This is a genomic window from Pseudomonas sp. (assembly GCF_048269965.1).
Taxonomy (GTDB): Bacteria; Pseudomonadota; Gammaproteobacteria; order Pseudomonadales; family Pseudomonadaceae; genus Aquipseudomonas.
Genome location: NZ_JBLWTV010000015.1, coordinates 91,151 through 117,038 on the forward strand (window position 1 = coordinate 91,151; position 25,888 = coordinate 117,038).

General features: G+C 65.2%; 23 protein-coding genes. 5 read left to right on the plus strand and 18 right to left on the minus strand.

The window, feature by feature from the left end:
- Positions 1 to 2 precede the first annotated feature (2 nt).
- The 3 genes from ACN0X6_RS17360 to ACN0X6_RS17370 all read right to left on the minus strand — a co-directional run bounded on the left by ACN0X6_RS17360 (position 3) and on the right by ACN0X6_RS17370 (position 3,005).
- The gene (locus ACN0X6_RS17360) at positions 3 to 1,595 is read right to left on the minus strand and encodes a sensor histidine kinase (RefSeq protein WP_417705821.1); all 1,593 of its coding nucleotides are present in this window, start codon (positions 1,593 to 1,595) and stop codon (positions 3 to 5) included.
- Positions 1,585 to 1,821 (minus strand): PP0621 family protein, encoded by a 237-nt coding sequence (locus ACN0X6_RS17365; protein WP_417705823.1) that lies wholly within the window; start codon positions 1,819 to 1,821, stop codon positions 1,585 to 1,587. Before ACN0X6_RS17365 ends, ACN0X6_RS17360 begins: the two co-directional genes overlap by 11 nt.
- Before the next feature lie 191 nt (positions 1,822 to 2,012).
- Complete coding sequence (locus ACN0X6_RS17370; protein WP_417705825.1) at positions 2,013 to 3,005, minus strand: outer membrane protein assembly factor BamD; 993 nt, start codon at positions 3,003 to 3,005, stop codon at positions 2,013 to 2,015.
- Between the two features lie 138 nt (positions 3,006 to 3,143).
- Between ACN0X6_RS17370 and rluD the strand changes: the two genes are divergently transcribed.
- The 4 genes from rluD to ACN0X6_RS17390 all read left to right on the plus strand — a co-directional run bounded on the left by rluD (position 3,144) and on the right by ACN0X6_RS17390 (position 6,889).
- On the plus strand, positions 3,144 to 4,118 hold the full coding sequence (rluD, locus tag ACN0X6_RS17375) for a 23S rRNA pseudouridine(1911/1915/1917) synthase RluD (RefSeq protein ID WP_417705827.1): 975 nt from the start codon (positions 3,144 to 3,146) through the stop codon (positions 4,116 to 4,118).
- On the plus strand, positions 4,115 to 4,846 hold the full coding sequence (gene pgeF, locus ACN0X6_RS17380) for a peptidoglycan editing factor PgeF (RefSeq protein WP_417705829.1): 732 nt from the start codon (positions 4,115 to 4,117) through the stop codon (positions 4,844 to 4,846). Before rluD ends, pgeF begins: the two co-directional genes overlap by 4 nt.
- 303 nt (positions 4,847 to 5,149) lie before the next feature.
- Positions 5,150 to 5,752 carry a TetR/AcrR family transcriptional regulator gene (locus ACN0X6_RS17385; protein WP_417705831.1) on the plus strand — a complete coding sequence of 201 codons (603 nt, stop codon included), beginning with the start codon at positions 5,150 to 5,152 and terminating at the stop codon, positions 5,750 to 5,752.
- Positions 5,753 to 5,779: 27 nt separating this feature from the next.
- Complete coding sequence (locus ACN0X6_RS17390) at positions 5,780 to 6,889, plus strand: NADH:flavin oxidoreductase (protein ID WP_417705832.1); 1,110 nt, start codon at positions 5,780 to 5,782, stop codon at positions 6,887 to 6,889.
- Between the two features lie 116 nt (positions 6,890 to 7,005).
- Here ACN0X6_RS17390 and ACN0X6_RS17395 read toward each other — a convergent pair whose 3' ends face one another.
- Both ACN0X6_RS17395 and cysZ read right to left on the minus strand, forming a co-directional pair.
- Positions 7,006 to 8,205 carry a glycosyltransferase family 4 protein gene (locus ACN0X6_RS17395; RefSeq protein WP_417705834.1) on the minus strand — a complete coding sequence of 400 codons (1,200 nt, stop codon included), beginning with the start codon at positions 8,203 to 8,205 and terminating at the stop codon, positions 7,006 to 7,008.
- A 64-nt stretch (positions 8,206 to 8,269) separates the two neighbouring features.
- On the minus strand, positions 8,270 to 9,001 hold the full coding sequence (cysZ, locus tag ACN0X6_RS17400; RefSeq protein ID WP_417705836.1) for a sulfate transporter CysZ: 732 nt from the start codon (positions 8,999 to 9,001) through the stop codon (positions 8,270 to 8,272).
- 400 nt (positions 9,002 to 9,401) lie between these two features.
- Here cysZ and trxB point away from each other — a divergent pair, with 400 nt between their 5' ends.
- Positions 9,402 to 10,349: a thioredoxin-disulfide reductase gene (gene trxB, locus ACN0X6_RS17405; RefSeq protein ID WP_417705838.1), complete on the plus strand. Its 948-nt coding sequence runs from the start codon at positions 9,402 to 9,404 to the stop codon at positions 10,347 to 10,349.
- 201 nt (positions 10,350 to 10,550) lie between these two features.
- Here the strand turns inward: trxB and ACN0X6_RS17410 are convergent, their stop codons facing one another.
- The 13 genes from ACN0X6_RS17410 to algK form a co-directional block, all read right to left on the minus strand.
- Entirely contained in the window at positions 10,551 to 11,711 is a 1,161-nt protein-coding gene (locus ACN0X6_RS17410; RefSeq protein ID WP_417705840.1) for an AAA family ATPase, read from the minus strand.
- 24 nt (positions 11,712 to 11,735) lie between these two features.
- Complete coding sequence (locus ACN0X6_RS17415) at positions 11,736 to 12,104, minus strand: hypothetical protein (RefSeq protein WP_417705841.1); 369 nt, start codon at positions 12,102 to 12,104, stop codon at positions 11,736 to 11,738.
- Positions 12,101 to 12,931: an SDR family oxidoreductase gene (locus ACN0X6_RS17420; protein ID WP_417705843.1), complete on the minus strand. Its 831-nt coding sequence runs from the start codon at positions 12,929 to 12,931 to the stop codon at positions 12,101 to 12,103. Before ACN0X6_RS17420 ends, ACN0X6_RS17415 begins: the two co-directional genes overlap by 4 nt.
- 186 nt (positions 12,932 to 13,117) lie before the next feature.
- The gene (locus tag ACN0X6_RS17425; protein ID WP_417705844.1) at positions 13,118 to 13,582 is read right to left on the minus strand and encodes a multidrug transporter; all 465 of its coding nucleotides are present in this window, start codon (positions 13,580 to 13,582) and stop codon (positions 13,118 to 13,120) included.
- Positions 13,583 to 13,863: 281 nt separating this feature from the next.
- Positions 13,864 to 15,300 (minus strand): mannose-1-phosphate guanylyltransferase/mannose-6-phosphate isomerase, encoded by a 1,437-nt coding sequence (locus ACN0X6_RS17430; protein ID WP_417705845.1) that lies wholly within the window; start codon positions 15,298 to 15,300, stop codon positions 13,864 to 13,866.
- Positions 15,301 to 15,397: 97 nt separating this feature from the next.
- The gene (locus ACN0X6_RS17435) at positions 15,398 to 16,051 is read right to left on the minus strand and encodes an alginate O-acetyltransferase AlgF (RefSeq protein ID WP_417705846.1); all 654 of its coding nucleotides are present in this window, start codon (positions 16,049 to 16,051) and stop codon (positions 15,398 to 15,400) included.
- Between the two features lie 26 nt (positions 16,052 to 16,077).
- Positions 16,078 to 17,211, minus strand: a complete 1,134-nt coding sequence (locus ACN0X6_RS17440) for an alginate O-acetyltransferase (RefSeq protein WP_417705848.1) — start codon at positions 17,209 to 17,211, stop codon at positions 16,078 to 16,080.
- Positions 17,212 to 17,224: 13 nt separating this feature from the next.
- Complete coding sequence (locus ACN0X6_RS17445; protein ID WP_417705849.1) at positions 17,225 to 18,676, minus strand: MBOAT family O-acyltransferase; 1,452 nt, start codon at positions 18,674 to 18,676, stop codon at positions 17,225 to 17,227.
- A 153-nt stretch (positions 18,677 to 18,829) separates the two neighbouring features.
- On the minus strand, positions 18,830 to 19,906 hold the full coding sequence (locus ACN0X6_RS17450) for a mannuronate-specific alginate lyase (protein ID WP_417705851.1): 1,077 nt from the start codon (positions 19,904 to 19,906) through the stop codon (positions 18,830 to 18,832).
- A 10-nt stretch (positions 19,907 to 19,916) separates the two neighbouring features.
- A complete protein-coding gene (locus ACN0X6_RS17455) occupies positions 19,917 to 21,347 on the minus strand; it encodes an alginate O-acetyltransferase (protein ID WP_417705852.1) in 1,431 nt (476 codons plus the stop codon).
- Positions 21,348 to 21,429: 82 nt separating this feature from the next.
- Positions 21,430 to 23,037, minus strand: coding sequence for a mannuronan 5-epimerase AlgG (gene algG / locus ACN0X6_RS17460; protein WP_417705854.1), 1,608 nt, complete (start codon positions 23,035 to 23,037; stop codon positions 21,430 to 21,432).
- An 11-nt stretch (positions 23,038 to 23,048) separates the two neighbouring features.
- Entirely contained in the window at positions 23,049 to 24,488 is a 1,440-nt protein-coding gene (locus ACN0X6_RS17465; protein ID WP_417705856.1) for an alginate export family protein, read from the minus strand.
- Between the two features lie 14 nt (positions 24,489 to 24,502).
- Positions 24,503 to 25,879 (minus strand): alginate biosynthesis TPR repeat lipoprotein AlgK, encoded by a 1,377-nt coding sequence (gene algK / locus ACN0X6_RS17470; RefSeq protein ID WP_417705858.1) that lies wholly within the window; start codon positions 25,877 to 25,879, stop codon positions 24,503 to 24,505.
- Positions 25,880 to 25,888 lie beyond the last annotated feature (9 nt).

The following is a 25,888-nucleotide window of genomic DNA, read 5'->3' on the forward strand; positions in this document are numbered from 1 at the left end:
GCTCAGCTCAGTTTGCGCGGATGGGCGAAGGTGATACGGAAGCAGCTGCCGCCACCTTCACGAGGTTTATAGTCGAGGCGGGCCTGGTTGCCCTGGCACAGCTCGCGAGAAATATACAGGCCCAGACCGGTGCCCTTGTTCTCGGTGGTGTAGAAGGGCTCGAAGATGTGCTGCTCCTGCTCGGGCGGCACGCCGGGGCCATCGTCGAGGATTTCCAGCACCGGCAGGTCGCTGTTCTCGTCACGGAACAGGCGCAGCCAGACCTGGCCGATCTTGTGCTGCTTGGCGCTGTAGCGCAGGCCGTTCTGTACCAGATTGGTCAGCACCTGGGTCAGTTGGTGTGGGTCCATGCGCGTTTGCAGACTGCCACCCTGGGTCTCCAGGTGGATCTGTCGATCAGCCGGTGCCGAGCTGCGAAACTCGCTGGCGAAGCGGTGCAGCCAGTACTTCAGGTCAAGCAGTTGCGGTTCGGCCTGGCGCCTGCGTGACAGCTGCAGGACGTTCTCGATCACCAGGTTCATGCGCTTGGAGTGATCCTGAATGATCTGCGCCAGTCGCTGATCCGGGCCGTGCAGGTCCTCCGACTCCTGTAGCAACTGCGCGGCATGGCTGATGGCACCGAGCGGGTTGCGAATTTCGTGGGCGATACCGGCGGTCAGGCGGCCGAGCGAGGCCAGTTTCAGCTGCTGCGCCTGCTGCGCGATCTGCGAGATGTCGTCGAGAAACACGAGAATGTGCTGCTGGTCGCCGCGTTGCAGGGAAATGAAGCTGGGCTGCAGCACCGGGCCATCGACCTGTGCTTGCAGGCTGTCTGGACGCAGGGTCGGGTTGTGCAGCCACTGTTGCAGGCGCTTGACCAGCTCGGGGCAATGGGGGTCGATGATCTTGCCGGTCAGTTCGCCGCGCCCGAGCAGTTGCGTCGCGCCCTGGTTGGCCAGCAGCACACGATGCTGGGTGTCGAGCACCAGGATGCCGGTGCGCATGCGCTGCAGGATCTGCGCGTTGAGTTCCTCCAGGTTGGCCACGTCGGCCGCGCGCTGTTCGGCCAGGTTTTCGCTGACCTGCAGGCGGCGGGTGATGCCTTGAATGAACAGTGCCCCGGCGAAGCACAGCGCGCCGAGGGCACCGGCCTGCACGTACTGGGCGGCGGCGGCCGGGCGACTGAGGCTGAGGTAGAAGGTCAGGTAGATCAGCGCCATGGCGGCGACGGCGGCGATCAGCAGACCAACGCGTCCGCGCAGGAGGATATTGGCGATGGCCACCGCCACCACCAGCAGGTTGCCGATGCCGCTGGGCGTGCCGCCGGCTGCGTAGAACAGCGCCGAGAGAAAGATCACGTCGACCAGCGCCAGGCTGAACAGCTGCATCAGGTGCTTGGGTTTCTGCACCAGAACGGCGATGAAGATGTTGAGGATCAGGTAAACCCAGCTGCCGGTGCGAAACAGCTCGATATGCACGACATCCAGCAACTGCTCGTCGAGGTTGCTGGAAATCATCAGGATCAGCGCCAGGCCGATGCTCAGGCGATAGAAGTGATAGAGCCTGAGGATGCGTCGTCCCTGAGTGTTGCCGGGCGCGCTGATATCAGCGGTCACCGGTGTCTGAGCCTTGTTCGAGGTGGGCCTGACTGCAATACCACTGCTGATCCTGGCTCAGCGCCTGGGTCTTGGGAATGTGCACGCCGCAGTGCGCGCAACGCACCATCGGGGCGGCGGCGTCCTCGGTGGGGCGAATGCTTTTGGCTTTGCTGATGAAGCGACGCCAGATCCAGATTGCGGCGAAGATCACTGCAACCCAGAACAGCAGGCGGAACAGGCCCATGGTGTGCTCTTTTATCCGGTTAAAGCCGGCAGTTTAGCCAAGCTGAGAGCATCGGCACAGGGGGGCGGTAGCAGGCTGTGAGCTGATTCCGAGGGGCGGGCTGCAAGTTGGAGATGGGCCCGCAGCCACGGATGAAATCTGCGGGCAGAAAAAAGGGAGGCCGTGGCCTCCCTTCTGCGCTGACGCGTCGATCAGTCGAACAGACCGAAGGTCATGTAGCTCCAGATCGAGCGCTTCTTGGCGGTTTCGCCGGTCTTGGCGTCCTGTTGCAGTTCGCGCGGTATCTGCTGCTCGGCTTCCTCGTACTGACGAACCACGTCCTGACTGGCGCGGGTTTCGCCCGGCGGCAGCGGCGTATCGGTTTCGATCAGGCCCAGGGTGGCCTTGGCCAGCCAGGAGCGGTTGTCGGCTTCCTCTTCGAGCGGGACGAACTCGCCGCTTTCCAGGCTCGGGTGATCCGGGTAGTTGAGCTTGAGGGTTTCCAGGCTGGTGGCAGCCAGGTCGTCCAGGGACAGACGCTGATAGGCCTCGGTCATGATCGCCAGGCCGTCACCGACCGACGGGGTTTCCTGGAAGTTTTCCACCACGTAGCGGCCACGGTTGGCGGCGGCGACATAGGCCTGGCGGGTCAGGTAGTAGTGGGCGACATGCACTTCATAGGCCGCCAGCAGGTTGCGCAGGTAGATCATGCGCTGTTTGGCATCCGGGGCGTAGCGGCTGGTCGGGTAACGGCTGGTGAGCTGAGCGAACTCGTTGTAGGAGTCGCGCGCAGCGCCCGGGTCACGCTTGGTCATGTCCAGCGGCAGGAAGCGTGCCAGCAGGCCACGGTCCTGGTCGAATGAGGCCAGGCCCTTGAGGTAGTAGGCGTAGTCGACGTTGGCGTGCTGCGGGTGCAGACGGATGAAGCGCTCGGCGGACGACTTGGCAGCTTCCGGCTCGGCATTCTTGTAGTAGGCGTAGATCAGTTCCAGCTGCGCCTGCTCGGCATAGCGCCCGAACGGATAGCGCGATTCCAGCGCCTTCAGTTTGGCGGTGGCCTGGGTGTAGCTGCGGTTGTCCAGGTCGGCCTGGGCCTGCTGGTACAGCTCCACCTCGCTGAGGTTTTCATCGACCTCCGGCTGCTTGGAGGAGCAGGCGGCGGTAAGGGCGAGGATGGCGATCAGCAGCAGGTGTTTCACTTGCATGGCGGCTTGCGTCCCTGTGACGGCCGCGCGGCCGTCCTGTTATGATGAGCGCCCCCGGAAACCCCTGGGGCAAAGACGCCGTATTTAACCACAAGCCTGTCGCCGAAACCAAAGGCCTGGCCCCCGCCGTTGCCGAAGATGACTTCTATAAACAAGCAGCTGATCCAACTCCAAGCCATTGTCCCCTTCGAACAGGGCGGTCAACGCCTCGACCAGGTGGCTGCGCAGCTGTTTGGCGAGTTCTCCCGTTCGCGCCTCTCCAGCTGGATCAAGGAAGGTCGCCTGACCGTCGACGGCGCCGTGGCGCGCCCGCGCGACACCGTGCATGCCGGCTCGACCCTGGTGCTCGATGCCGAGCAGGAAGCACAGGGCGAGTGGATCGCCCAGGACATCGAACTGAACATCGTCTATGAAGACGAACACCTGCTGGTGATCGACAAACCGGCCGGTCTGGTCGTCCACCCGGCCGCCGGACATGCCGACGGCACGCTGCTCAACGCCCTGCTGCACCACGTACCGGACATCATCAACGTGCCGCGCGCCGGCATCGTCCATCGTCTGGACAAGGACACCACCGGCCTGATGGTGGTGGCCAAGACCCTGCAGGCGCAGACCAATCTGGTCGAGCAACTGCAGAAGCGCAGCGTCAGCCGCATCTATGAATGCATCTGCATTGGCGTGATCACCGCCGGCGGCACCATCGATGCACCGATCGGGCGCAGCTCCAGCCAGCGTCAGCGCATGGCAGTGACCGACGGCGGCAAGCCGGCGATCAGTCACTACCGCGTGCTCGAACGCTACCGCTCGCACACCCATGTGCGGGTCAAGCTGGAAACTGGGCGTACCCACCAGATTCGTGTGCACATGACCCACGTTGGCTACCCGCTGGTGGGCGATCCGGTCTACGCCGGCCGTTTCCGCATTCCGCCTGCCGCCAGCCCGACCCTGGTGCAGAGCCTCAAGGAATTCCCGCGTCAGGCGTTGCATGCGCGTTTCCTCGAACTGGATCACCCGGCTACCGGCAAGCGCATGAAGTGGGAGTCGGAGCTGCCGGACGATCTGGTCTGGCTGCTGACCCTGCTGCGTCAGGATCGCGAGGCCTTCGTCGGGTGAGTGCCCACGACTGGCTGATTCCCGATTGGCCTGCGCCGGCCAGCGTGCGCGCCTGCGTCACCACGCGTAGCGGCGGCGTCAGCGCGGCGCCGTTCGAGAGCTTCAACCTGGGCGATCATGTCGAGGACGAGCCGATTGCAGTGGCCAGCAACCGCCGGCATCTGGTCGATGCCCTGGGTTGCCAGCCTGCCTGGCTGCGTCAGGTGCATGGCACCGTTGTGGTCGAAGCTGAACCGGCAACAGTCATCGAAGCCGATGGCAACTGGACGGCTACAGCCGGTATCGCCTGCACGGCGATGACCGCCGACTGCCTGCCGGCATTGTTCTGCGACCGCGCCGGTACGCGTGTGGCGGCGGCCCATGCCGGCTGGCGCGGTTTGGCCGGTGGCGTGCTGGAGGCGACTGTGCAGGCGCTGCACGTCGCACCGCAGGAATTGCTGGTCTGGCTCGGCCCGGCCATCGGCCCGGCCGCGTTCGAGGTGGGGGCTGAAGTGCGCGAGGCCTTCGTGCAGCAACATGCCGAGGCGGCCGGCGCCTTCGTGCCCAGCGCCAATGCCGGCAAGTTCATGGCCGATATCTACCAGCTGGCGCGCATCCGCCTGGCCGCCATCGGCGTGACCGCCGTCAGCGGCGGTGGCCTGTGTACCTACAATGATCCGCGTTTCTACTCCTATCGCCGCAGTGCCCGCACCGGGCGTTTCGCTTCGCTGATCTGGCTGCAGTCCTGAGCGTGGGGTGGATCACGCTCTGTCGATCCACCAGATCAGCGTCCGTCCAGCCGCCTATGTACATCCGAAAAATAGCTGGCACAGCGATCTGTATGGGCTGTAGGAGCGGCTTTAGCCGCGAAATGTATCGCGGCTGAAGCCGCTCCCACAGGTTCGCGGTTGTTCCATGGCCTGCGGCCAGCGGATCACGCTTCATCGATTCACCGTGGCGTAGGGCTCGAAGGGTCTATCCATCCGGGGGCTGCGTTCTAGAGCTCAATCACCAATATCAATAGTGCTGTCGCAAGCGAGACGACCGGTCATATGCTCGGCGTCATGAACAGCATTCGACTCGACAAGCGCGACCTGATCCTGAGCAAAGGCTCGGCGGTGATGACGCGCCGTGGCTACCACGGCACCGGCGTGCTGGAGATCGTCCAGGCTGCCGGGATTCCGAAGGGCAGCTTCTATCACTATTTCGCCAGCAAGGAAGACTTCGCCCTGCAGGCGCTGGCCTTCATCTACAGGCCGCGCCTGGCACGTTATGCCCAGGCGCTGAACGACCCGGCGTTGAGCCCGCGTGCACGCATCCTCGCTTACTACCGAGATCTGCTGGCGCATTTCGCCCGCCAGGAGACGCCGCAATATCATTGCTTCATCGGCAGCCTGAGTTTCGAGATGAGCGAGATGCTGCCGGCCATCGGCGCCGAGGTCGCGGCCATCCAGCAGGCCTCGGTGGACATCCTGCGTGACTGCCTGGAGCAGGCGCAGGCCGCCGCTGAACTGCCAGTCGACGAGGACTGCAGCAACCTCGCCACCTTCATCAGCGACGCCTGGCAGGGCGTGCTCGCTCGCCTCAAGGTGGGCCGCAACCTGCAGCCGCTGGAAGCTTTCGTCACCCGCCTGGAGCGTTTGCTGCAGGCCTGATTACCCTTCGACCCCAGAGGAAAGATGATGAGCGCTCCCGTTCAAGCCCTGTTCGCCCCGTTCCGTCTCGGTAACCTGGAGCTGCCGACCCGCGTGGTCATGGCGCCGATGACCCGTTCCTTCTCGCCCGGCGGCGTGCCCAACGCCAAGGTCATCGAGTACTACCGTCGCCGCGCAGCGGCGGGCGTGGGCCTGATCGTTACCGAAGGCACCACCGTCGGCCACAAGGCCGCCAACGGTTACCCGAACGTGCCGCGTTTCTATGGCGAAGATGCCCTGGCCGGCTGGAAGCAGGTGGTCGACGCCGTGCATGCCGAAGGCGGCAAGATCGTTCCGCAGCTCTGGCACGTGGGTAACGTGCGCCGTCTGGGCACCGAACCGGATGCCAGCGTGCCGGGCTACGGCCCGATGGAAAAGCTCAAGGACGGTGACGTGCTCGTGCATGGCATGACCCAGGCCGATATCGATGAGGTGATCGCCGCCTTCGCCCAGGCCGCACGCGATGCCAAGGCCATCGGCATGGACGGCGTGGAGATCCACGGCGCCCACGGCTACCTGATCGACCAGTTCTTCTGGGAGGGCAGCAACCAGCGCACCGACCAATACGGCGGTGACCTGGCAGCGCGCTCGCGTTTCGCCATCGAGCTGATCCAGGCGGTGCGTGCGGCAGTCGGCCCGGACTTCCCGATCATCCTGCGCTTCTCGCAGTGGAAGCAGCAGGACTACAGCGCGCGTCTGGTGCAGACCCCGGAGCAGCTGGAGGCCTTCCTCAAGCCGCTGTCCGATGCCGGCGTGGACATCTTCCATTGCTCGACGCGTCGCTTCTGGGAACCGGAGTTCGAAGGCAGCGACCTCAACCTGGCCGGCTGGACGCGCAAGCTCACCGGCAAGCCGACCATCACCGTCGGCAGCGTCGGCCTGGATGGCGAGTTTCTGCAGTTCATGGTCAAGACCGACAAGGTGGCCGAGCCTGCCAGCCTGGAGAACCTGCTCGAGCGCCTGAACAAGCAGGAGTTCGACCTGGTGGCCGTGGGCCGTGCGTTGCTGGTCGACCCGGACTGGGCGCTGAAGGTGCGTGAAGGGCGCGAGCAGGACATCCTGCCCTTCAGTCGCGATGCGCTGACCACGCTGGTCTGACTCTGTTTCTAGCGGGCGTCGCGATCCGGCGCCCCGTTTCGGCCCCGGCACATCGGGGCTTTTTTACGTCTGCTGCTACGTGGCCCCGTAGGGCGGGTGCAACCCGCCAGATTGTCTCAGTGGCGGGTTTCACCCGCTCTACTGGGAAGCTCCGTGCTGACGCAGAGGTGCGTTGGCTGCATGGCGCTGCGCAGGTGCTGCTCGAACAGCGCGACGATGCCGTCCCAGCTCAGGTGGCTGGCATGCCGGCGCGCATTGAGACGGATGCGCCGCAGCACTTCGGCATCTTCCAGCAACTCACAGGCGGCTTCGCAGAAACCGGCTTCGTCGCCGGGGCGAGCGAGCATGCCATTGTGGCCGTGATGGATATGCTGGGCGGCCGCCGCCTGGTCGAATGCCACCACGGCAAGGCTCGATGCCAGGGCTTCCAGCACCACGTTGCCGAAGGTTTCCGAGAGGCTGGGAAACAGGAACAGATCGCCCGAAGCGTAGTGCGTGGCCAGCGCTTCACCGCGTTGCAGGCCGCAGAACAGCGCCTCTGGTAATTGCGTCTGGAGGCTGGCGCGCAGCGGTCCGTCGCCGACCATAATCAGGCGCATGCGTCGTTGTGGGTGTGCCTTCTGCAGGGCGCGGAAGGCCTTGACCAGCAAGCCGAGGTTCTTCTCTGCCGCCAGGCGACCGACATGCAGCACCGCCAGATCATCCGGCCCCAGCCCCCAGCTTTCACGCAGGGCGTCGCTGCGCCTGCGGGGGTGAAACAACTGGCTGTCGACGCCACGGGCAAGCAAGGCCAGGCGTTCGAAGTCACGGCGTTCGAGGTCGACCTTCTGGCCGATGCTCGGCACCAGCGTCAGCTGCGTGCGGTTGTGGAACCAGCGCAGGTAGTTGGTCATCGCCCGCGTCAGCAGGCCGACGCCGTAGTGCCCCGTGTACTGCTGGAAGTTGGTGTGGAAACCGCTGACCACCGGAATCGCCAGGCGCCTGGCCGCGCGCAAGGCGGACAGGCCCAGCGGGCCCTCGGTAGCGATATAGAGCACATCCGGTCGCTGCCGTTGCCAGCGCCTGAGCAGCTTGTGCAGGGATGACTGACCCCATTGCAGGCCGGGGTAGCCGGGTAGCGGCCAGCCGCGCGTGAGCAGCAGATCATTGCCGGCGTCCTGTTCCTGATCGACCTCCTGGCGCGGCCGTATCAGTTGCACGCGATGGCCACGGCTGCGCAGGCCGTCGACCAGGCGGCCGAGGGTATTGGCCACGCCGTTGATTTCCGGCGGGAAGGTTTCGCTGATCAGGGCGACATGCAGAGACGGTGCGTTCATGTACGCAGTCTCTGCCTGTGCCATGTAATGACTGTGACAGGTGTGTTGCGATTATGTGACGTCGCTAGCCGCGCTCGCGCACCCAGAACAGCGTCGCGCCGGCCACGGCCGCCGGCATCATCAGGATATTCAGCCCCGGCACCAGCAGTGCGGCGTAGGTGATGCCGCCGAAGCTCAGGCTCTGCCAGCGCTTCTCGCGCAGCCAGGCGAGCATGTCCTGCCAGCTCATCTTGTTGTTGTCCGCCGGGTAGTCGATGTACTGCACAGCCATCATCCACACGCCGAACAGCAGCCACAGCGGCGCAGCGATCAGGTTCACCACCGGGATGAAACTGAGGATCAGCAGGCCGATGGCACGCGGCAGGAAGTACGCCAGCTTGCGCATCTCGCGACCCATGGTGCGCGGCACCATGGCTGCCAGTTCGGCCCAGCTGAATGGCGGGAAATGATCTTCACCGCGCGCGACCACTTCGACCTTCTCCGCGAGAAAACCGTTGAACGGCGCGGCGATGATGTTGGCCAGCATGGTGAAGGTGAAGAACACCATCAGCAGCACCAGCACCACGAACAGTGGCCAGAGGATGTACTGCAGGAAGCTCAGCCAGTTCGGCAGGGAAGGCATGAAGGTATCGACCCAGCCGCTGAATTGCTGCACGGCAAAGCTGATCAGGGTGACGAACAGGAGCAGGTTGATCGCCAGCGGCAGCAATACGAACAGGCGCAGGCCGGGGCTGAGTATCAGCCTCAGACCTTCTCGCAGGTATTGCGGGCCGGACAGAACGGGAGCAGCGGGCATGGCGGTCTCCAGGGTGGTTGATGCGCGCGACCATACCGACTTTGCCTGCGCGGTGAAAGTTCAGCCATGGGGCAGGGCTCAACCCCAGTGGCCATAGGCGGATTCTATTCGCGGAATTGGTAATGGATATTTCCGCTTCGCAGGTCGCCCCGATAGGCTTGCGTCCAGTTTCCCTTCAGGGATTTCCTGAAAAAAGCCATTCATCGTCACTCCCGCGAAGGCGGGAGCCCAGGTGATTCGTGGGTTCTGGATGTCCGCCTGCGCGGGCATGACGGCCTTTTCAGTGTTTCCGTAGGGCTTTCCTTTTGCGGGGCTCTCACCCTTCCAAGCCTTCCCCTAGTGCTTCGAGAGTCCCTTTTTATCTGGCCTGCCGGCCCTGTGGGCCAGCGAGGAGTTAGCGATGTCTGCCATCCGTCATGCCCGCGTCATCATCCTGGGTTCCGGCCCTGCCGGTTACAGCGCAGCGGTGTATGCCGCGCGCGCCAACCTGAAACCGCTGCTGATCACCGGCATCCAGGCCGGTGGCCAACTGACCACCACCACCGAGGTGGACAACTGGCCGGGCGATCCCCACGGTCTGACTGGGCCGGCGCTGATGCAGCGCATGCAGGAACACGCCGAGCGCTTCGAGACCGAGATCGTCTTCGATCACATCAATGCCGTGGACCTGGCCGGCAAGCCCTTCACCCTGGTTGGCGACAGTGCGACCTATCACTGCGACGCGCTGATCATCGCCACCGGCGCCAGTGCGCGTTACCTGGGCTTGCCCAGTGAGGAAGCGTTCATGGGGCGCGGCGTTTCGGCATGCGCAACCTGCGATGGCTTCTTCTATCGTGGGCGCGAGGTGGCAGTGGTCGGTGGCGGCAATACCGCTGTAGAGGAGGCGCTGTACCTGGCCAATATCGCCAGCAAGGTGACTCTGATTCACCGCCGCGAGACTTTCCGTGCCGAGAAGATCCTGCAGAACAAGCTGCAGGAGCGCGTGGCCGAGGGCAAGATCGAGCTGCAGCTCAATGCCGAGGTGGACGAGGTGCTGGGCGATGCCAGCGGCGTCACGGGCGTGCGCCTGAAGCAGTATGGTGGCGCTTACCGCGAACTGAAGGTCGATGGTCTGTTCGTCGCCATCGGCCATACCCCCAATACCAGCCTGTTCGAAGGCCAACTGGCGCTGAAGGATGGCTACCTGGTGGTCAACGGCGGGCGCGAGGGCAATGCCACCGCGACCAGCATTCCCGGCGTGTTTGCTGCGGGCGACGTGGCCGATTCGATTTATCGCCAGGCGATCACCTCGGCCGGTGCCGGCTGCATGGCGGCGCTGGATGTCGAGCGTTACCTCGACGGACATTGAGTCCGATTGCGCCTGTAGGAGCGGCTTCAGCCGCGAGAACGCTGACAATTGTCCCCGGATTTCATCCGGGCTACGCAACTGTGAGAACGCGTAGGGTGCGCTGTGCGCACCGCGCTTTGCTGGACCGTAGCGGATAGCGATTAGAAGCCGGTGCGCACAGCCTAGGCGGCCCCGCGACACCCTACGGGCGATGCGGACGTCTCAATCCGGCCAGTGCCAGGGCGGCTCGTCGAGCATGCCCTGGCCGCGTATGCAGGTCTGGCCGAGCTGCTTGTCTAGCTCCAGGGTGTTGCAGTCGGGGCTTTCCTTGAGCGTGGCGATCAGTCGGCTGGCGTGAGAGACGACCCACACCTGCGTGTGCTTCGATGCGGCGATGATCAGCCGGCCAAGTGCAGGTAACAGATCCGGGTGCAGGCTGGTTTCCGGCTCGTTGAGCACCATCAGTGAAGGCGGCCGAGGCGTGAGCAGGGCGGCGACCAGCAGCAGGTAGCGCAACGTGCCGTCGGACAGCTCGGCTGCGCTCAAGGGGCGCAGCAAACCCTCCTGGCGCAGTTCCACGGCGAAGCGCCCGCCGGCCTGAAAATCGATATGCAGGCGGCTGCCGGGGAAGGCATCGTCGATGGCGGCGTCCAGCGCCGCGCGGTCGCCGATTTCGCGGATGGTCTGCAGCGCGGCGGCCAGGTCGCGGCCATCGTGATGCAGCACCGGTGTACGCGTCCCCAATTGCGGCTGGCGCGCCGGTGCGTCGGCATCACTGCGAAAGTGATCGTAGAAGCGCCAGCGGCGAATGGTTTCGCGCAGTTGGAAGACTTCCGGGCAATTCGGGTCGTTGCCGATCTGGTCGAACAGGCTGTCGTAGTTCGGCACGTGCTGGGCCAGTACCTGCCAGCTGCGACCTTCACGCATGCGCACCATGGGCCCGGCGCGATCCACCAGCAGCGAGGCAGGGCGGTAGCTGGCGCCAGCCCAGATGCACTCGCGCTTGATCTGTGGGTCGAGAGCGAAGGCCGAGCTGCTTGGCTCGGGCAGGCCGAGGGCGATGGCGTAGCCGAAATCCTCGCCGGCAAAGCCCAGGCGCAGGCGCATCACGTTCTGCCGCGGGCCACCCTGCACGGGCACCTCGCCGCCCAGCATGCGTCGGGAAATCTTCTCCGGTCCGGCCCAGAAACTCGATTCCAGCCCGCCTTCGCGTGCCAGCGCGTTGACCACGCCACCTTGCGCGGTTTCCGCCAGCAGGCGCAGCGCGCGGTAGAGGTTGGACTTGCCGCTGCCATTGGCGCCGGTGATCAGGTTGAGGCGGCCCAATGGCAGGATCAGGCTGTTGATCGAGCGGTAGTTGGCGACGGCGAGGGTGTGCAGCATGGCGGAGTCATCCTGACAAAACGATCAGCGACCATGGCGTGGCGAAAACGCCAGCCAGGCCAGCACCGGGTAGCACAGATAATGCAGGCTGAAGAGAAACAGGCCCATGGGGCTGGGTGTGTCCTGCAGATACATCATGCCCAGCAGGCCGAGATAGAGCAGCCCGAGCACGCCGCCATAGAGCAGGGTGAAACGCCAGCGTTCGGCGCTGCTTGGCGCGCGCCCCTGGCGCCAGTGAAACACCAGCGCCAGGCCAGCGGCGATGGCGGCGGCGATCAGCAATGTGGTGAACACGCCGCCCAGGCGCACGAAGGTGCGCAGCAGCAGGTTCAGCACGATGGCCGCGACTATTCCCGCAGCCGCGTAGTAGCGCAGTTGCAGGCTCTGGCTCACAGGCTTTGCACCAGGCCGAAGCGTTTGCTCAGTACCCGTTGCAGTAGGGCCTTGGGCAGCAGCATGGCGAGCAGTGGCAGGGCGCGGCTGCCATTGCCCAGGCGCAGCAGGCGCGGGCGCTTGTCGCGTTGCACGGCGGCCAGCAGCTGCGCAGCGAAGTCGCTGGCCGGGGTCGGGTTGTCCTGCGAGGCGTTGGCGCGGGCGCGGATGCCATCGCGCAGCGGCCACCAGGGCGAATCCTCATGGATCAGCGCTTCGGCCTGTTGGCTGGCGTTGGCGCCGAAGCTGGAGGCGATGGCGCCGGGCTGCACTTCCATCACCTCGATGGAGAAGGGCGCCAGCTCCATGCGCAGCGCGTCGCTCAATGCATGCACGGCAGCCTTGGAGGCACAGTAGGCACCGGCGAAGGGCGTCACCAGTACCGAGGAAACGCTGCCGATATTGACCACCAGACCACGGCTGCGGCGCAGCAGCGGGAAGAGCGCGCGAGTGACGCCGACGATGGAAAATACATTGGTTTCGAACTGCCGCTGCATCGCTTCCACGCCGCCGTCGAGCAGTGGGCCCATGGCGCCGTAACCCGCGTTGTTGATCAGCACATCGAGGCCGCCAATTTCCTCGTTCAGGCGTGCGGCCAGTTGCTGCAACGCCTCGCCATCATTGACGTCGAGCAGCACCGCGTTGAAACCGGCCTGCTCGAGCGCTGTGAGGTCGTTCTCCTTGCGCGCCGTGGCCCAGACGGCGTAGCCACCCGCCTTGAAGGCCTCGGCCAGGGCGCGGCCGATGCCGCTGGAGCAGCCGGTGATAAGGACGCTGGGTTGAGGCATGCGCGGGACTCCCTGAGACGCGAACGGGGCTGCAGCTTAGCAGGCTGGGGATGTTGGGGGACTGCTCGAGGTGGTGGCGCGCGTGTTTCGTAGCCCGGATGCAATCCGGGAACCGCCATAGGCAGCATCCCCGGATTGCATCCGGGCTACGGAGTTGGCGCTCCTGCGTCAGGCATGTAGCAGGTATCAGCGAATGAACTTGCCTTGCAGACGTTCGGCGCGAAACTCCAGCGTAGCCGGGCGATAGCCGCTGCGAAGGTCGGGCAGGGGCATGCAGTCGCTCCAGCTGGCGCCCGGCAACAGTTCACCCGGGCCGCTGTAGCGCGGCGATTCGTAGAGGCGCTGGGCCAGGTTGGTGGCATTGCCGGGACGGTAGGCGGCGACTTCCCAGCGTAGCTCCAGCAGGGCGGCGTCGCTGCCGTTCTTCAGGTCGATGGCCAGGGGGCGATCGGCAGGGCAGCGCTGCGGGTCGTAGTGCAGGCGCAGTTCGAGGTGGGCGAGGTAGCGTTCGTCGCGGGTTTCCTGCCAGAGCACCCAGGTGGCCACCAGGCCGAGACCGACCAGCGCCGCCATGGACACCGGCAGCGCCTTGGTCGGGTAGCGGATCAGCAGGATCAGCCAGGTGATGACGAGTACGATACCGAACAGCATGAGGGCAGCCTTTTGCGAAGTCTGTGCTCATCCTACACAAGGTGTCAGGTCAGGGTAATCGCGTGGGCTGTCGCAGGGTGTGACAGCTTCCTTCACCTGGCTGGAATGGGGCAGGGAAAGGCTGAACCTGCAACGGCATGGCGTCTTCTGCCCTCTCCCCCAACCCCTCTCCCATGAATGGGAGAGGGGAGTTCGTTGCGCATGCCTTGGATGAACTGGGGCGTAGCCCGGATGCAATCCGGGGCCGAGATCGACCCGCATTGCATCCGGCTACGAACAGCTCAGTGGGCGGCGCCAGCGGCTAGCGCATCGCTGCGGCCGTACACGTCTTCCAGGCGCTCGATATCGTCCTCGCCCAGGTAGGTGCCGGACTGCACCTCGATGATCTCCAGCGGGATCTTGCCCGGGTTGGAGAGGCGGTGCACCGAGGTCATCGGGATGTAGGTGGACTGGTTTTCGGTGAGCAGGAACTCACGGTCGTCGCAGGTCACCTTGGCCGTACCGGACACCACGATCCAGTGCTCGGCACGGTGGTGGTGCATCTGCAGCGACAGCTGTGCGCCCGGCTTGACGGTGATGTGCTTGACCTGGAAACGACCGCCCATGTCCACCGAGTCGTACGAGCCCCACGGGCGATACACCTCGCAGTGGTTCTGGGTCTCGCAGCGGCCCTGCGCGTCGAGCTTGCCGACCAGTTTCTTGACGTCCTGCACGCGATCCTTGTGCGCCACCATCATGGCGTCCTTGGTTTCCACGACGACGATATCGTCCAGGCCCAGCACCGAGACCAGCTTGCCGTTGCCGTGGATCAGGCAGTTGCGGCTGTCCTCGAGCACCACGTCGCCCTTGGTCACGTTGCCGGCGTCGTCCTTGTCGTGCACCTCCCAGATCGACGACCAACTGCCCACGTCGTTCCAGCCGGCGGCCAGCGGCACCACGCAGGCGCGGCTGGTCTTCTCCATCACCGCGTAGTCGATGGAGTTGTCCGGGCAGCAGGCGAAGGTGGCTGGGTCGATGGCGATCTGCGTACCGTCGCGCTGGCTGCGTTCCAGGGCCAGCAGGCAGGTGTCGTAGATGTCCACGTCGTGATGCTTGAGCTCTTCGAGGAAGCGGCTGGCGCGGAACAGGAACATGCCGCTGTTCCAGTAATAGTCGCCGCTGTTCACATACTCGGTGGCGCGTTGGGCGTCGGGTTTTTCGACGAAGCTGGCGACGCGCGCCACGCCGTCGGGCAGGGTGCCGTCGGCCTGGCCGCGGATGTAGCCGTAGCCGGTTTCCGGACGGTCGGCCGGTACGCCGAACAGCACCATCTCGCCTTTTTCGGCGGCCACGGTGGCCAGTGCCAGGGCCTGGCGGAAGGCTTGCTGGTCGTCCAGTACGTGATCGGCCGGCAGCACCAGCATCAGTTCGTCACGACCTTCGGCGACCAGCTGCAGGGCGGCCATGGCCACGGCGGGGGCGGTGTTGCGGCCGAACGGCTCGAGCAGCAGCATCTGCGTCTGCTGACCGATCTGCTCCAGTTGCTCGAGCACGATGAAGCGGTGCTCCTGGTTGGCCACCAGCACTGGCGGTTGCATGCCGTCGAAGGAGAGGCGCTGCAGGGTCTGCTGGAACAGCGTCTGCTCACCGGTCAGGGCGAGGAACTGCTTGGGATACAGCTTGCGCGAAAGAGGCCAGAGTCGCGAGCCGCTGCCACCGGATAGGATGATGGGGGTCATGGTTGTGTCTCTCCTGAACGATTGATCAAGTGGTTTGCCCGTGTCGTGTCGGTGCGGCGTGTACCCGCCGTTTTCCTTGTTCTAGAAACTCACTGCATCAACCGTCGATGGGGCGCTTGACCCATACCGGCGACAACTTGCCCTGACCACCGGTGACGAACAGGCTGACCACTTCGCCGCGTTCCAGCGTTACCGGTTTCAGGTCGGCGACCTTGCGTTCGCCGTCGAACAGCGCCAGGCCGACCTTGACCGGGTTGATCTCGCGGTCGCCACGGCCGTCCGGCTTCACATCGGCGACCACGTCGGTCTTGCCGTCGGCGGTTTTCAGGCTGAGGGTGCTGTCAGTCAGGTTCTGCACGCGCAGCAGGGCTTTCTGCCGGCTGGTGAAGGGCGGCTCCTCGACCAGGCGCGGCTTGGCGCCGGTCTGGCTGACCAGGGTGTAGTAACGCGCGGCCTGCAGATCCACCGGCATCTGCGCGTTGCCCACCTGGGCCTGATAGCTGCCGGCCGGGAGGAACTTGAAGTCGCTCGAACCCAGCGGCGAGATCTGCTTGAGTTGGGTCTGGCCGACGCTGACATCGAGTTCGGCGCTGCTGGCGTTGTAGGCACGGACGAAGGCCGAACCCTTGGGTGCCTTGGGCCCGTAGAGGGCGCCGTCATCGGCATGCGCCTGAAGCATGCCGAGGCCCAGGCCCAGGGCCAGGGCGCAGGCGCTCAGAGTGAAACGACGCAGGGTGGTGTGAGTGTTCATCGGATAGTCCTCCTTGGGGGGATGAATCAGTGACTGGCAGCAGCCAGCCCCTGGCGCTCGCCGCCGTCTTTGAGTGCGGTGAGCCATTGCGGGTCGAAATCGGTGAAATCGCTGGCCATCGGCAGGTAGCGCTCGGGGAATTCCCAGATCACCAGCTGTGGTGGGTTGTTCTTCAGCTCGTCGCTTTGCAGGTACTTGAGCATCGGTACCAGCGGGCCGCCGCCTTCCTCGGCGTGGTTGGCCAGGTCGCGTTGCAGGTGCTGGCGCAGGGCACCCGCGAAGTTCCAGGCCGGGTTGGCGCTGTAGCTGGTGCCGACCAGCGTCACCGGCAGGTCGCTGTCGCCGAACAGGTCGTCGCCGCTGCCGTCGGCGGCGTGGGTTTCGCGCTGCTGCAGGCGGTCGGCCTGCGGCATCAGGCTTTCGAACAGCGGCGCCAGCGGCAGGAAGCGGGTCAGGTCGCCCTGGTGCGAGCGGGTTTGCACGGTCTCGGTGACGAACTGCTGTGGCTCACCGCGCAGCTGCATGGCGCTGTGCACCACCTCGCTCAGGGCGCGGGCCGTGATGTCGGCCCCTTCCGGGGTCCAGTGGGTGTCGGTGCGCAGGAACATCGGCGCCTCGCGCTTGGCTGCCTGCAGCGGGCCGAGCAGGTCCGGCGCGGCGATCCCGGCGTTACGCACCGCGCGGTGAAAACGCGGGTACAGGCTGCGCTGCAGCGCGCTGGGGCGATGGCTGCCGGTGTGCTCCGGGTACAGGCGTGTCTTGGCCGGGACGATGGCCAGCAGCAGCTGGATATCGCGTTTCTCCAGCTGGCGCTGTACACCACGGATCAGCGCCAGGTTGTCGCGCAGCTGGCGCTGACCGTCGGCCAGCGGATCGAACTCCTCGTCCGAGTACAGCCAGCCGTCTTCGCCGACCACCAGGCCGCTGCGGCCTTCGCCGAACGCCAGGTATTCGAGGGCGGCCCAGAGGTTGATGCCAGCCTGCTTGAGCGGGAAGTTCTCGTCGTAGTGACGCTCGATGCTCTTGGCCAGGCGGCCGTCGAGCACGCTCGGCTGCGCCGGCATGCGGTAGGCGCCGAGCTTGCTCAGAGCCAGCAGGCTGACTGGCAACAGCAGCAGGGCGAACAGCGCGACATACAGGGTCTTGATGGGGCGGTTCATGCTCGGCCTCCGCTCAGAACTGGAAGTACAGGAAGGGGGAGTAGCTCTGCGCCGAGAGCTTGAGCAGCGAGGCGCAGAACAACAGCAGCAGGGCGCCGCGCACGGCCACCAGGCGCAGGTCGATGGCCTGCAGGGCGACGCCGGCGCTGGCCAGGGTCAGGCCCGGTTCATGGCTACGACTGGCAAGGAACTGGCGGGCGCCGTTGACGGCGATCACCACCCAGGCCAGCACCAGAGTGACCATCTGCAGCCCGGTGATGTGCGCCTGGGTCAGCTCGCTCAGGTGCCAATCAGCGAAACTGAACAGGGCGGCGTACATGCGCCCGGCCACCTCCAGGTTCTCGGCACGGAAGATCACCCAACCGAGCATCACCAGCAGCAGGGTGAAGGCCCATTTCAGCGGGTTGAACACAGTCGCTGCGGCTTTCACGCCGAGCGCTCGTTCGATGGCCAGCCACATGCCGTGCCAGGCGCCCCAGATCAGGAAGGTCCAGTTGGCGCCGTGCCAGAAACCGCCCAGCAGCATGGTCAGAAACAGGTTGCGGTAGGTGTTGAAGGTGCCGTGACGGTTGCCGCCCAGCGGTACGTAGAGGTAGTCACGCAGCCAGGTGGACAGGCTGATGTGCCAGCGCCGCCAGAACTCGGTGATCGACTGGCTGATATAGGGCTGGTTGAAGTTCTCCATGAAGCGAAAACCCATCATCAGACCCAGGCCGATGGCCATGTCGCTGTAGCCGGAGAAGTCGAAGTACAGCTGCGCGGTGTAGGCGATCATGCCCAGCCAGGCGTCGCCGGTGCTGGGGTTTTCCAGGGCGAAACAATGGTCTACCAGCGGCGCCAGGCTGTCGGCGATGAACACCTTCTTGACGAAACCCTGCATGAAGCGCGTGGCGCCTTCGCTGAACTTGTCGAGGCTGTGGGTGCGGTCGGTGAACTGGTCGGCCAGGTCCTTGTAGCGCAGTACCGGGCCGGCGATCAGCTGGGGGAACAGGGCGATGAACGCGGCGAAGTTGATCAGGTTGCGCGTCGGTTCGGTGTCCTTGCGGTACACGTCGATCAGGTAGCTGATCGACTGGAAGATGTAGAAGGAAATACCGATCGGCAGGATGACCGACGTCAGCACGAAGGGCTCGAGACCGAAGGATTCGAGCACGGCATTGATGTTGGCCACGCCGAAGTTGGCGTACTTGAAGTAGCCCAGCGTGGCCAGGTTGCCGACCACCCCGGCCACCACCCAGCGGCGCGCCGCCTCGGTGCCGGCATGCGCCTGGATGCGCAGGCCGAAGACGTAGTTCCACAGCGTCACCGCAGCGAACAGCAGGAGGAAATCCACCCGCCACCAGGCATAGAAGGCGTAACTGCCGATCAGGATCAGCAGGTTGCGCCCGCGATTCGGGCACAGGTAGTACAGGCCGAGGAAGATCGGCAGGAACAGGAACAAAAAGACGTTGGATGAAAAAACCATCCGTGCTTCTCCGTGAACAGCCGGGGCAGCGCCCCCCTTTCCCCCCGCGAGCGGAGGGGTTGTTTTGTTGCGTCCTGTAAGAGCGGCTGGGCGGCATTCCGCTTTAGCCGCGAAAAAAATCGCGGCTGAAGCCGCTCCTACAAGTGCAGTGCATCAGCGCCCGTCACCGAAGACCTGGGTCACCTCGCCACCGAGGCGGAAGCTGTTGAACGGCCCCATCTCCTGGTTCAGTTCGCGGGTCTCTTCGCTGCAGGCGTAGAGGCTGCAGTAGGGCGCCAGCCAGGCGTACTTGTAGTCCTTGCGCAGCTCGCTCATGTCCTGCTTGGAGCCGGTGCGCTGGGCGAACGCAGCCGGGTCGCGCGCGCCTTGCAGCACACGTTCTGCCAGGCGCTGCAGGGCGCCGTGGTTCTCGCCACGCAGGTCGACTTCATTGGCCTCGGCAAATGCCGCGATCATCGCCAGCGGTGGCAAGGCGTAGTTGTGGTAGGCGAGGGCGCGATGGCTGCGGCGCATCTCGTTGGCCAGGTAGCCCTCGTCGTCGACCTGATTGGCGGCGATGCGGAACTGGCCCACGGACCAGTCGAACAGGTCGCGGCGATCATCGATCACCGCCACCGCCATCACCGACCAGGCAGCCCAGTAGCTGTGGTTGTTGATCTTCTTCAGCGGCAGGTCGCTCCACTCGCGCACCGTGTGCTCGGCCAGGCGGGTGAACCAGGCCTCGATGCGTGCGCTCTGTTGCGGGTAGGCGGCCAGCGGCTGCGACTCGGAAAATTTCAGGCGTAGCCAGGCGCCGGCCAGGCTGCCGAGCGCCCATTTGCGCATCGACTTGCCGGTGTGGTTGAACTGCTCGGACTCCAGCGCATCGGCGCTGGCCCACTGGTCCAGCCATTCGATGGCACATTCCAGGCGCTCGCGCTGACCGGTACGCATGTAGCCGGTGATCATCCGCCCGGCCTCCTTTTCCAGGCGGGTGATGTGCGCGGTCTGCTTGCGGAAGTTCTTCTCCGCCTGGCGATTGAGCGTGGCGCGCGCGCTGTCGGAGCCCTCGTACTTGCTGGTGAACTGCAATTCACCGGTGTAGGGCTGCGGTACCGCCGGGCAGGCGGGCGCCTTGCCGTCGCGCTGGTCAACGGCGGCGTAGTAGCCCGCCGGCGGTTGCAGTTCGGCAAAGGCCGGGCCGCTGAGCAGCAACGCCATGAGAGTGAGTGGAGCGAGTCGTTTGGGCATGGGAGCCTCCTCAGTCGTTCGCGCGGTGCTGCGCGACCTGCTGGCCGGGCCCGCTAGGGCGTTGGCACAGGCTGGCCTGGACTTTCAGGTCGTCGGCGCTGTCCTCGGGCTTCTGGATTTCCAGGGCGAAGAAGTTCTGCTCACCCCAGCCCGGTTCGTCACGCAGTTCGACGGCGAAGCGGCCGTCGGTGTCGACGGTGTTGGGTTTCTCCAGCTTGAGCTGTTCGCGGCGGCCGTTGAGGTACCAGATGGTGGCGTCGACGCGCTTGACCGACGGATCGCTGAAACGCAGGTCGAGTTGGTGGCGATTGCCGGCCAGGGTCAGCAGCTTGTTCTGGCCGTTGACGAGAATTTCGTTGCTGCCCGGATGCAGGCGTTTCTCGCTGGCGAGCAGCTCGGTCTGGCCGCTGCAGCCGTTGTTCAGGCTGGCCATCAGTTGGCGGTGGATCTTGTCCGAGGCCAGGTCGTAGAGCGGCGAAAATTCCCAGATCAGGACCTTCGGCGGGTCGTTCTGGAAGGCATCGCTGGCCAGGTACTCGAGCATCGCGCCCTCCAGGCCACCGCCGGGGAAGGCGGCGTTGAGCACGTCGGTGCCCAGGTACTGTTCCAGGAAGCCGCCGAAGTTGTAGTTCTTGCCGCTGTGGCTGGTGCCGACCAGGGTGATCTGCGGGCTGCTGTCGTCGCCGAACAGCGCGTCGCCATCGCTGGCGTCCTTGGGCTCGGTGATGAACTGGTCGACGTACTGCACGGCGTAGCCGGTGCCGCACAGCTGGCTGGCGACGTTCTGCATGGTGCCGGTCTTGCCCATCAGGCCGACGCGCTCGGTAACGAACTCCTTGCGCGGAATGTCTTCGAAGCCGGGGATGCGCTTGACCGTCTCGGCCACCAGACGCGCGGTGCGCTCGGCACCGTAGGGTGTCCAGTGCTGGTCGCGGCGGAAGTAGAACTCTTTGTCGCTGTCCTCGTCGGTCAGCGGGACCAGATCCGGCACCCAGATACCCAGCTGTTCGAAGCGGGTCAGCGCCTGGCGATAGTTGCGCAGCGCCTTGTCGTAGTCGAAGCGCTGATAGTCGGCCGGGCGCAGCTTGCTGCGATTGACCAGGCCGCGGGTCGGTTGATAGACCACCACCAGTTCCACGCCGCGCTGCTTGAGGCCGTCACGCAGTTCCTTCAGCCGCTGGTAGCCGACTTCGCTGGTGCCGAATTCGGTGCGCAGGTCTTCGACACTGCGAAACAGCCAGCCCTCGTCGGCATCCATCAGGGTGACGAAGTTCTTCATGTAGTTGGTGGTGTAACGGCTGGCGTCGTGCGCAGCCGGGCACAGCGAGCAGCAATCTTCCACCTGGTAGTGCGGCGCCTGGCGCTCTTCGGCCTGCAGGGTGCTGCCGAAGGCGGCGCAGGTCACTGCCAGGGCCAGGGTCTTGAGTGTGTGTGCGGTCATGGGAGGTCTCGTCAGTTGGTCAGAGCTCGATCACGATCTGCTGCGCGTCGGCCCAGCGGCGTTGAAAGCAGGCTCGGACTGCTCATTTACAACTCGTAAACTCCGCGTCCTCGCCTGCTTTCGCCTTGCATGGCTCTAGCTCGCGAGATCGTGAGTCGGCTCCGAGCAGCTCGGGATCGATCGGGTCGATCAGCACGGGCAGGCGCTGGCGCACCATGAGGTCGAGGATTTCGTCCTGCTTCTCGCCGAGGATGCCGGCGAGTTGGATGCCGCTGCTCTTGCGCGGCGCGAGCATCTTCACGCGGTACAGCTCGACGGAAAGTGGCGAGTCGATGTTGATCGGGCTGGAGCCATTGCCGGCCAGGGTGCCGCCGACGATGATCATCGAGATCTTGGTGTCGAACGGGTCCAGTTGCAGGTCGCGGTCGGTGTCGGACAGGTCCTTGATGTGGCCGTACACGCCGGTGAGCTGATTCATCGCCGAGACGTTGTCGTACAGGCGGATGTTCTCGCTGTTGCGGATGCGGATGCCGTGGCGCTGGTTGCGCAGCACCTGGTTGCCCCACAGCAGGTTGTCGCCGCTCTCGTACAGGGTGATGCCGTCGGCATGATTGCCATGCACGCGGTTGTAGGCGATCAGGTTGTGCTCGCTGTTACGGTCGATCACCACCCCGGAGAGCTTGTTGTCGTAGCTCTCGTTGTTGAAGATCCAGCTGTCGTTGACCTCGCGCGAGATGATGATGCCGTGCTTCTTCTTCGTACCGAACACGGTGTTCTCGGCGATGATCAGGCCGTGCGAGCGGTCGTGCGGGTCGATGCCGTAGACGATGTTGTCGCGGTAGGTGTTGCCCTTGATCACCACGTTCTGCGCTTCGTAGCAGTAGAAGCCGTACCAGTGGTCGACGAACTCCGAATCGATCAGCCAGCCGGTCGGTTCTTCACGTTGCAGGCGCTCGTGCATGTTCGGCGTGTACTGGGTGATCGACACGCCATAGGACTTGGAGTTGTCGTAGCCCAGGCTGGTCAGCACGCTACCTGCGATGTACAGCTCGCTGCCGCCCCAGGACACCAGGAACGGGCGGAACTCCTTGCCGTCGTCGCGCAGGGTCGCCGGGCCGTTGTCGGCCTCGCGCCAGGCGGTGACGCGGGTGTCGGTGAGAAACATCAGGCCGTCGTTGACCAGGAACGCGCCGCGCTCCTGCGACAGGCGCAGTTCGCGGGTTTCCTTGCCGACGTGCAGCGCCGCGCCTTCTGCCACGACGATGGGCAGACGGGCCAGGTACACGCCCGGTTCCTGCTCGGCGAACTGGCTGTCAGGCAGCGCCTTGGCGATGTCCTGGGCGGTGACCAGGCCACCTTCGATGAAGATCGCCTGGGGCATGCCTTGCTGGCGTTTGATCCATTCACGCAGGCGTTCGTTGCCGCCGGTGAAGTCCTTCAGCGCGTCCTGGCGCAGCATGCGCCGTACCACCACCTGACCGCGCTTTTCACGCGGGATCCTGGCCAGCACGGCCTCCTTGGTGTAGCCGGACAGGTCCGGCAGTTTGGGCGCTTGCAGATGCAGTTCGTCCGCCGGTGCGCTACGCACGCGATAGTCGAACTGGTGCTGCGTCGGGTTGGCCTGGGCCAGGGGCACCGTGAGGCACAGCGCGCCGAGCAGCAGGGGTAGGGCTAAGCCGTTGGGTTGCATGATCCGATCCCTCAGAAGCGCCAGATGAAGTCGACGAAGGCGCGGTGCATCACCGAGTCGGTGCCGCTGCCGTAGGCGTCGCCTGGCAGGAACACGCCGGCGCGCAGGCGCACCAGGGCCGAGCGGTCATCCAGTTGTTCGGCGACGGCGGCCGGCAGCAGGCCCTGCTTGAAATAGCGGGTCAGCACCAGGTCGACTTCCTGGCCGATGTCTTTCTCGCCAGCCACCAGCGGCGCGGTGATGCCGCTGTCGCCGACGTCCTGGTCGCCATCGACGCGCCAGAAACGGTGATAGACGACGCTGGCGTCGTAGTCCTCGCCCAGTTGCCAGGAGCTGAAGGCACTGGCCACCTGCAGGTTGGAGAGCTCGCCACGGAAGGCCTCGCCGTAGCGGTGCAGGCGCGAATCGACGCCGGTGAAGTTGGCGCGGTTGCTGTGCAGGCCGGTCTGCATGAACTGGCGCGACTTGCCGTCGTCGCCACCGCCGCTGCCACGGGCATAGGCGGCGCCGATCTTCCAGTTGTCGTCGAGGCTGTAGCGCAGGCCCAGGTCCATGGCCCAGGCGTCGACGTCCTGGCTGCGCGAGCCGCTGGCGATGCGCTCGCTGCCGACCACCTGCTGCTGCAATTGGTCGGTATCGCCCTTGAGCCAGGTCAGCTGCGCCCAGTAGTTGAGGCGGTTGCGCGAATTGCGCTCGAAGAAGCCGCCGTCGGCGTGCAGGCCGAACCAGGTCAGGTCGCCGGTGTAGCGTTTGCTCAGCTCGTCGACGCGCTCGCCGGGATTGGCCAGGCGGCCGTCGTCGCGGCTGTGATGCAGCTTGGTGCCGATGCGGTGGCCGGGCGTCCACTGGTAGTCGAGGCCGGCGAAGAAATGCTGGCGGTCTTCGTCTTCGGGCGCCAGGTCGTCGAGGTCGGTGCGGTAATCGGAGAAGCGCTCGGCGATGCCGACGTTGGCCTGCAGCAGGGTGGTATCGAAGCGCCAGTTGAGCGCTTCGATGTTGGTGTCCCACCAGGTGCCTTCGTCACTGCGCAGGCGCTGACGACCGACGCGCAGGTGCTCACCCGGGTAGGCGGTGAGGCCGGCGTAGTCGACCCAGAATTCGCGCATGGCCAGGTAGCTCTTGTCCGGCTGGCGGGCGTCGCTGCGCTGCGTGCTGTCTTCGCCGTCATCCTGCAGCGGGTCGGTTTCGATGGTGTCGGTGGCGGTGACTGCCTGGCCCATGGCGAAGGCGCTCCAGTTGCCGCGCTCGCCGTAGGCCCAGGGGCGCACATCGAGACCGATACCGCTGACGTCGCCACCTTCGCGGGTGCCGAGGTCGCGGTCGTCTTCCGATTGCGCGGTGATCTTCACATCCAGACCGAAATTCTTCGGTGCATCCGCCGCCCAGGCCGTACTGGCTGCCAGCAGGCTGGCACTCAACCCCAGCTGGCTAACGATTTTGTTCAACTGCATGCGTGCATCCTTGTTCATGGCTGGCTGACCTGCAGGGCGGCCTGCTGCTGCAGGACGATGCCGCGTGCATCGCGCTCTTCGCGCAGCAGGCGTTGGCCTTCGGCCAGTTGTGCCGGGGTCAGGCTCTCGGCCACCGTCTGCGCCAGCTCGACGGTCGGCGGCGTGTTGCGTGGCAGGGCCAGTTGGCTGAATACGTAGGCGTTGACCGGGTTGGGCTTGACCCCGCGACCCTGGCTGAACATCTGCGCCAGGGCGAAGTCGGCGCTGAGCTGGCCAGCGCGCGCAGCGCTGAGCAGGTGGTCGAGCGCCTGCTGGGCGTAGACCTCGCCGAGGTAGCCGCGCAGGTAGATCTGCCCCAGGTAGTAATTGGCGCTGGGTTCGCTGGGCGCGGCCTTGCGCAGGTGCTCTTCGGCTTTCTTCGGTTGCTGCGGCAGCAACTTGCCTTCGTAGTACAGGCGCCCGAGCAGCAGCTCGGCGCGTGGCAGGGCAGCCTCGCGGCCCTTGTCCAGATAACCGAGCAGCGTGTCGATATCGCCTTGCGCCGGATAGTCGTAGAGCAGGCGCGCCAGGCTGACCCAGGCGGCCGGATAGTTCGGTGCAATGGCTTCGAGCAGCTCCTGTGCCTGCTGCGGTTGCGGTTGGCCGACCTCAGGGTCGCTGAGGACCTGGGCCACGGCGTCGACCTGGTTGGGCGAGACAGTGCCGGCGCGGTAACCCGCCAGCAGTTGCTCGATCAGCGCCTGACGGTCGTCTTCGCGGTTCTGCTTCTGGTAGACCGTGGCCAACTCGGCGTAGCAGGCGTCGTTGCTGGCCAGGCGCGCCTGGCAGATGCGCTCGATCTCACCCAGATGCTGGTCGTAGGTGCCATCGGTGCGATACAGAAGAATCTGCGCCAGCTCTGCCTGCGGCAGACCCTGCTGGCGCCAGTCCTGGATACGTTGCGCGAGGTTCATGGCGGGAAAGTCCTGTGGGTAGAACAGGTAGAGTTCGGTCAGCGGCAGCAGCGCACTGGGCTCGCGGGCCTGGACGGCGCTCTCCAGCAACTCGGCGGCCTCCTGGCGCTCGGCCAGGCTGCTGCCGGGCTTGCGCGCCAGCAGCTTGCCGAGGCGCGCCTCGGCCCGTGGCGAACCGTCCTGAGCCTGGCGGTAGATGCGCTCGGCCTCATCCAGATCCTGGGTCTGGCCACCTGCTGCATAGATGTCGGCCAGGCCGATCTGCGCGTCGCTGTAGCCCATCTCGGCGAGCTGACGGAAATGCCATTCGGCCGTCTGCGCATCGCCGCTGTGCAGGGCTTCACGCGCCAGGCGCTCATCCGGCAGACCGGCGCAGCCGGCCAGCGTGGCGCTGACGGCGAGGCCGAGCAGGGCGGGGCGAAGTAGGGGCATGCTCACGACACGTCC

What these genes read in the sequence shown, in the direction of transcription:
- ACN0X6_RS17365 (WP_417705823.1), bottom strand. Translation starts at nt 1,821, where the DNA reads ATGGGCCTGTTCCGCCTGCTGTTCTGGGTTGCAGTGATCTTCGCCGCA.
- ACN0X6_RS17370 (WP_417705825.1), bottom strand. Translation starts at nt 3,005, where the DNA reads ATGCAAGTGAAACACCTGCTGCTGATCGCCATCCTCGCCCTTACCGCC.
- rluD (WP_417705827.1), top strand. Translation starts at nt 3,144, where the DNA reads ATGACTTCTATAAACAAGCAGCTGATCCAACTCCAAGCCATTGTCCCC.
- ACN0X6_RS17385 (WP_417705831.1), top strand. Translation starts at nt 5,150, where the DNA reads ATGCTCGGCGTCATGAACAGCATTCGACTCGACAAGCGCGACCTGATC.
- ACN0X6_RS17390 (WP_417705832.1), top strand. Translation starts at nt 5,780, where the DNA reads ATGAGCGCTCCCGTTCAAGCCCTGTTCGCCCCGTTCCGTCTCGGTAAC.
- ACN0X6_RS17395 (WP_417705834.1), bottom strand. Translation starts at nt 8,205, where the DNA reads ATGAACGCACCGTCTCTGCATGTCGCCCTGATCAGCGAAACCTTCCCG.
- cysZ (WP_417705836.1), bottom strand. Translation starts at nt 9,001, where the DNA reads ATGCCCGCTGCTCCCGTTCTGTCCGGCCCGCAATACCTGCGAGAAGGT.
- trxB (WP_417705838.1), top strand. Translation starts at nt 9,402, where the DNA reads ATGTCTGCCATCCGTCATGCCCGCGTCATCATCCTGGGTTCCGGCCCT.
- ACN0X6_RS17410 (WP_417705840.1), bottom strand. Translation starts at nt 11,711, where the DNA reads ATGCTGCACACCCTCGCCGTCGCCAACTACCGCTCGATCAACAGCCTG.
- ACN0X6_RS17420 (WP_417705843.1), bottom strand. Translation starts at nt 12,931, where the DNA reads ATGCCTCAACCCAGCGTCCTTATCACCGGCTGCTCCAGCGGCATCGGC.
- ACN0X6_RS17425 (WP_417705844.1), bottom strand. Translation starts at nt 13,582, where the DNA reads ATGCTGTTCGGTATCGTACTCGTCATCACCTGGCTGATCCTGCTGATC.
- ACN0X6_RS17430 (WP_417705845.1), bottom strand. Translation starts at nt 15,300, where the DNA reads ATGACCCCCATCATCCTATCCGGTGGCAGCGGCTCGCGACTCTGGCCT.
- ACN0X6_RS17435 (WP_417705846.1), bottom strand. Translation starts at nt 16,051, where the DNA reads ATGAACACTCACACCACCCTGCGTCGTTTCACTCTGAGCGCCTGCGCC.
- ACN0X6_RS17440 (WP_417705848.1), bottom strand. Translation starts at nt 17,211, where the DNA reads ATGAACCGCCCCATCAAGACCCTGTATGTCGCGCTGTTCGCCCTGCTG.
- ACN0X6_RS17445 (WP_417705849.1), bottom strand. Translation starts at nt 18,676, where the DNA reads ATGGTTTTTTCATCCAACGTCTTTTTGTTCCTGTTCCTGCCGATCTTC.
- ACN0X6_RS17450 (WP_417705851.1), bottom strand. Translation starts at nt 19,906, where the DNA reads ATGCCCAAACGACTCGCTCCACTCACTCTCATGGCGTTGCTGCTCAGC.
- ACN0X6_RS17455 (WP_417705852.1), bottom strand. Translation starts at nt 21,347, where the DNA reads ATGACCGCACACACACTCAAGACCCTGGCCCTGGCAGTGACCTGCGCC.
- algG (WP_417705854.1), bottom strand. Translation starts at nt 23,037, where the DNA reads ATGCAACCCAACGGCTTAGCCCTACCCCTGCTGCTCGGCGCGCTGTGC.
- ACN0X6_RS17465 (WP_417705856.1), bottom strand. Translation starts at nt 24,488, where the DNA reads ATGCAGTTGAACAAAATCGTTAGCCAGCTGGGGTTGAGTGCCAGCCTG.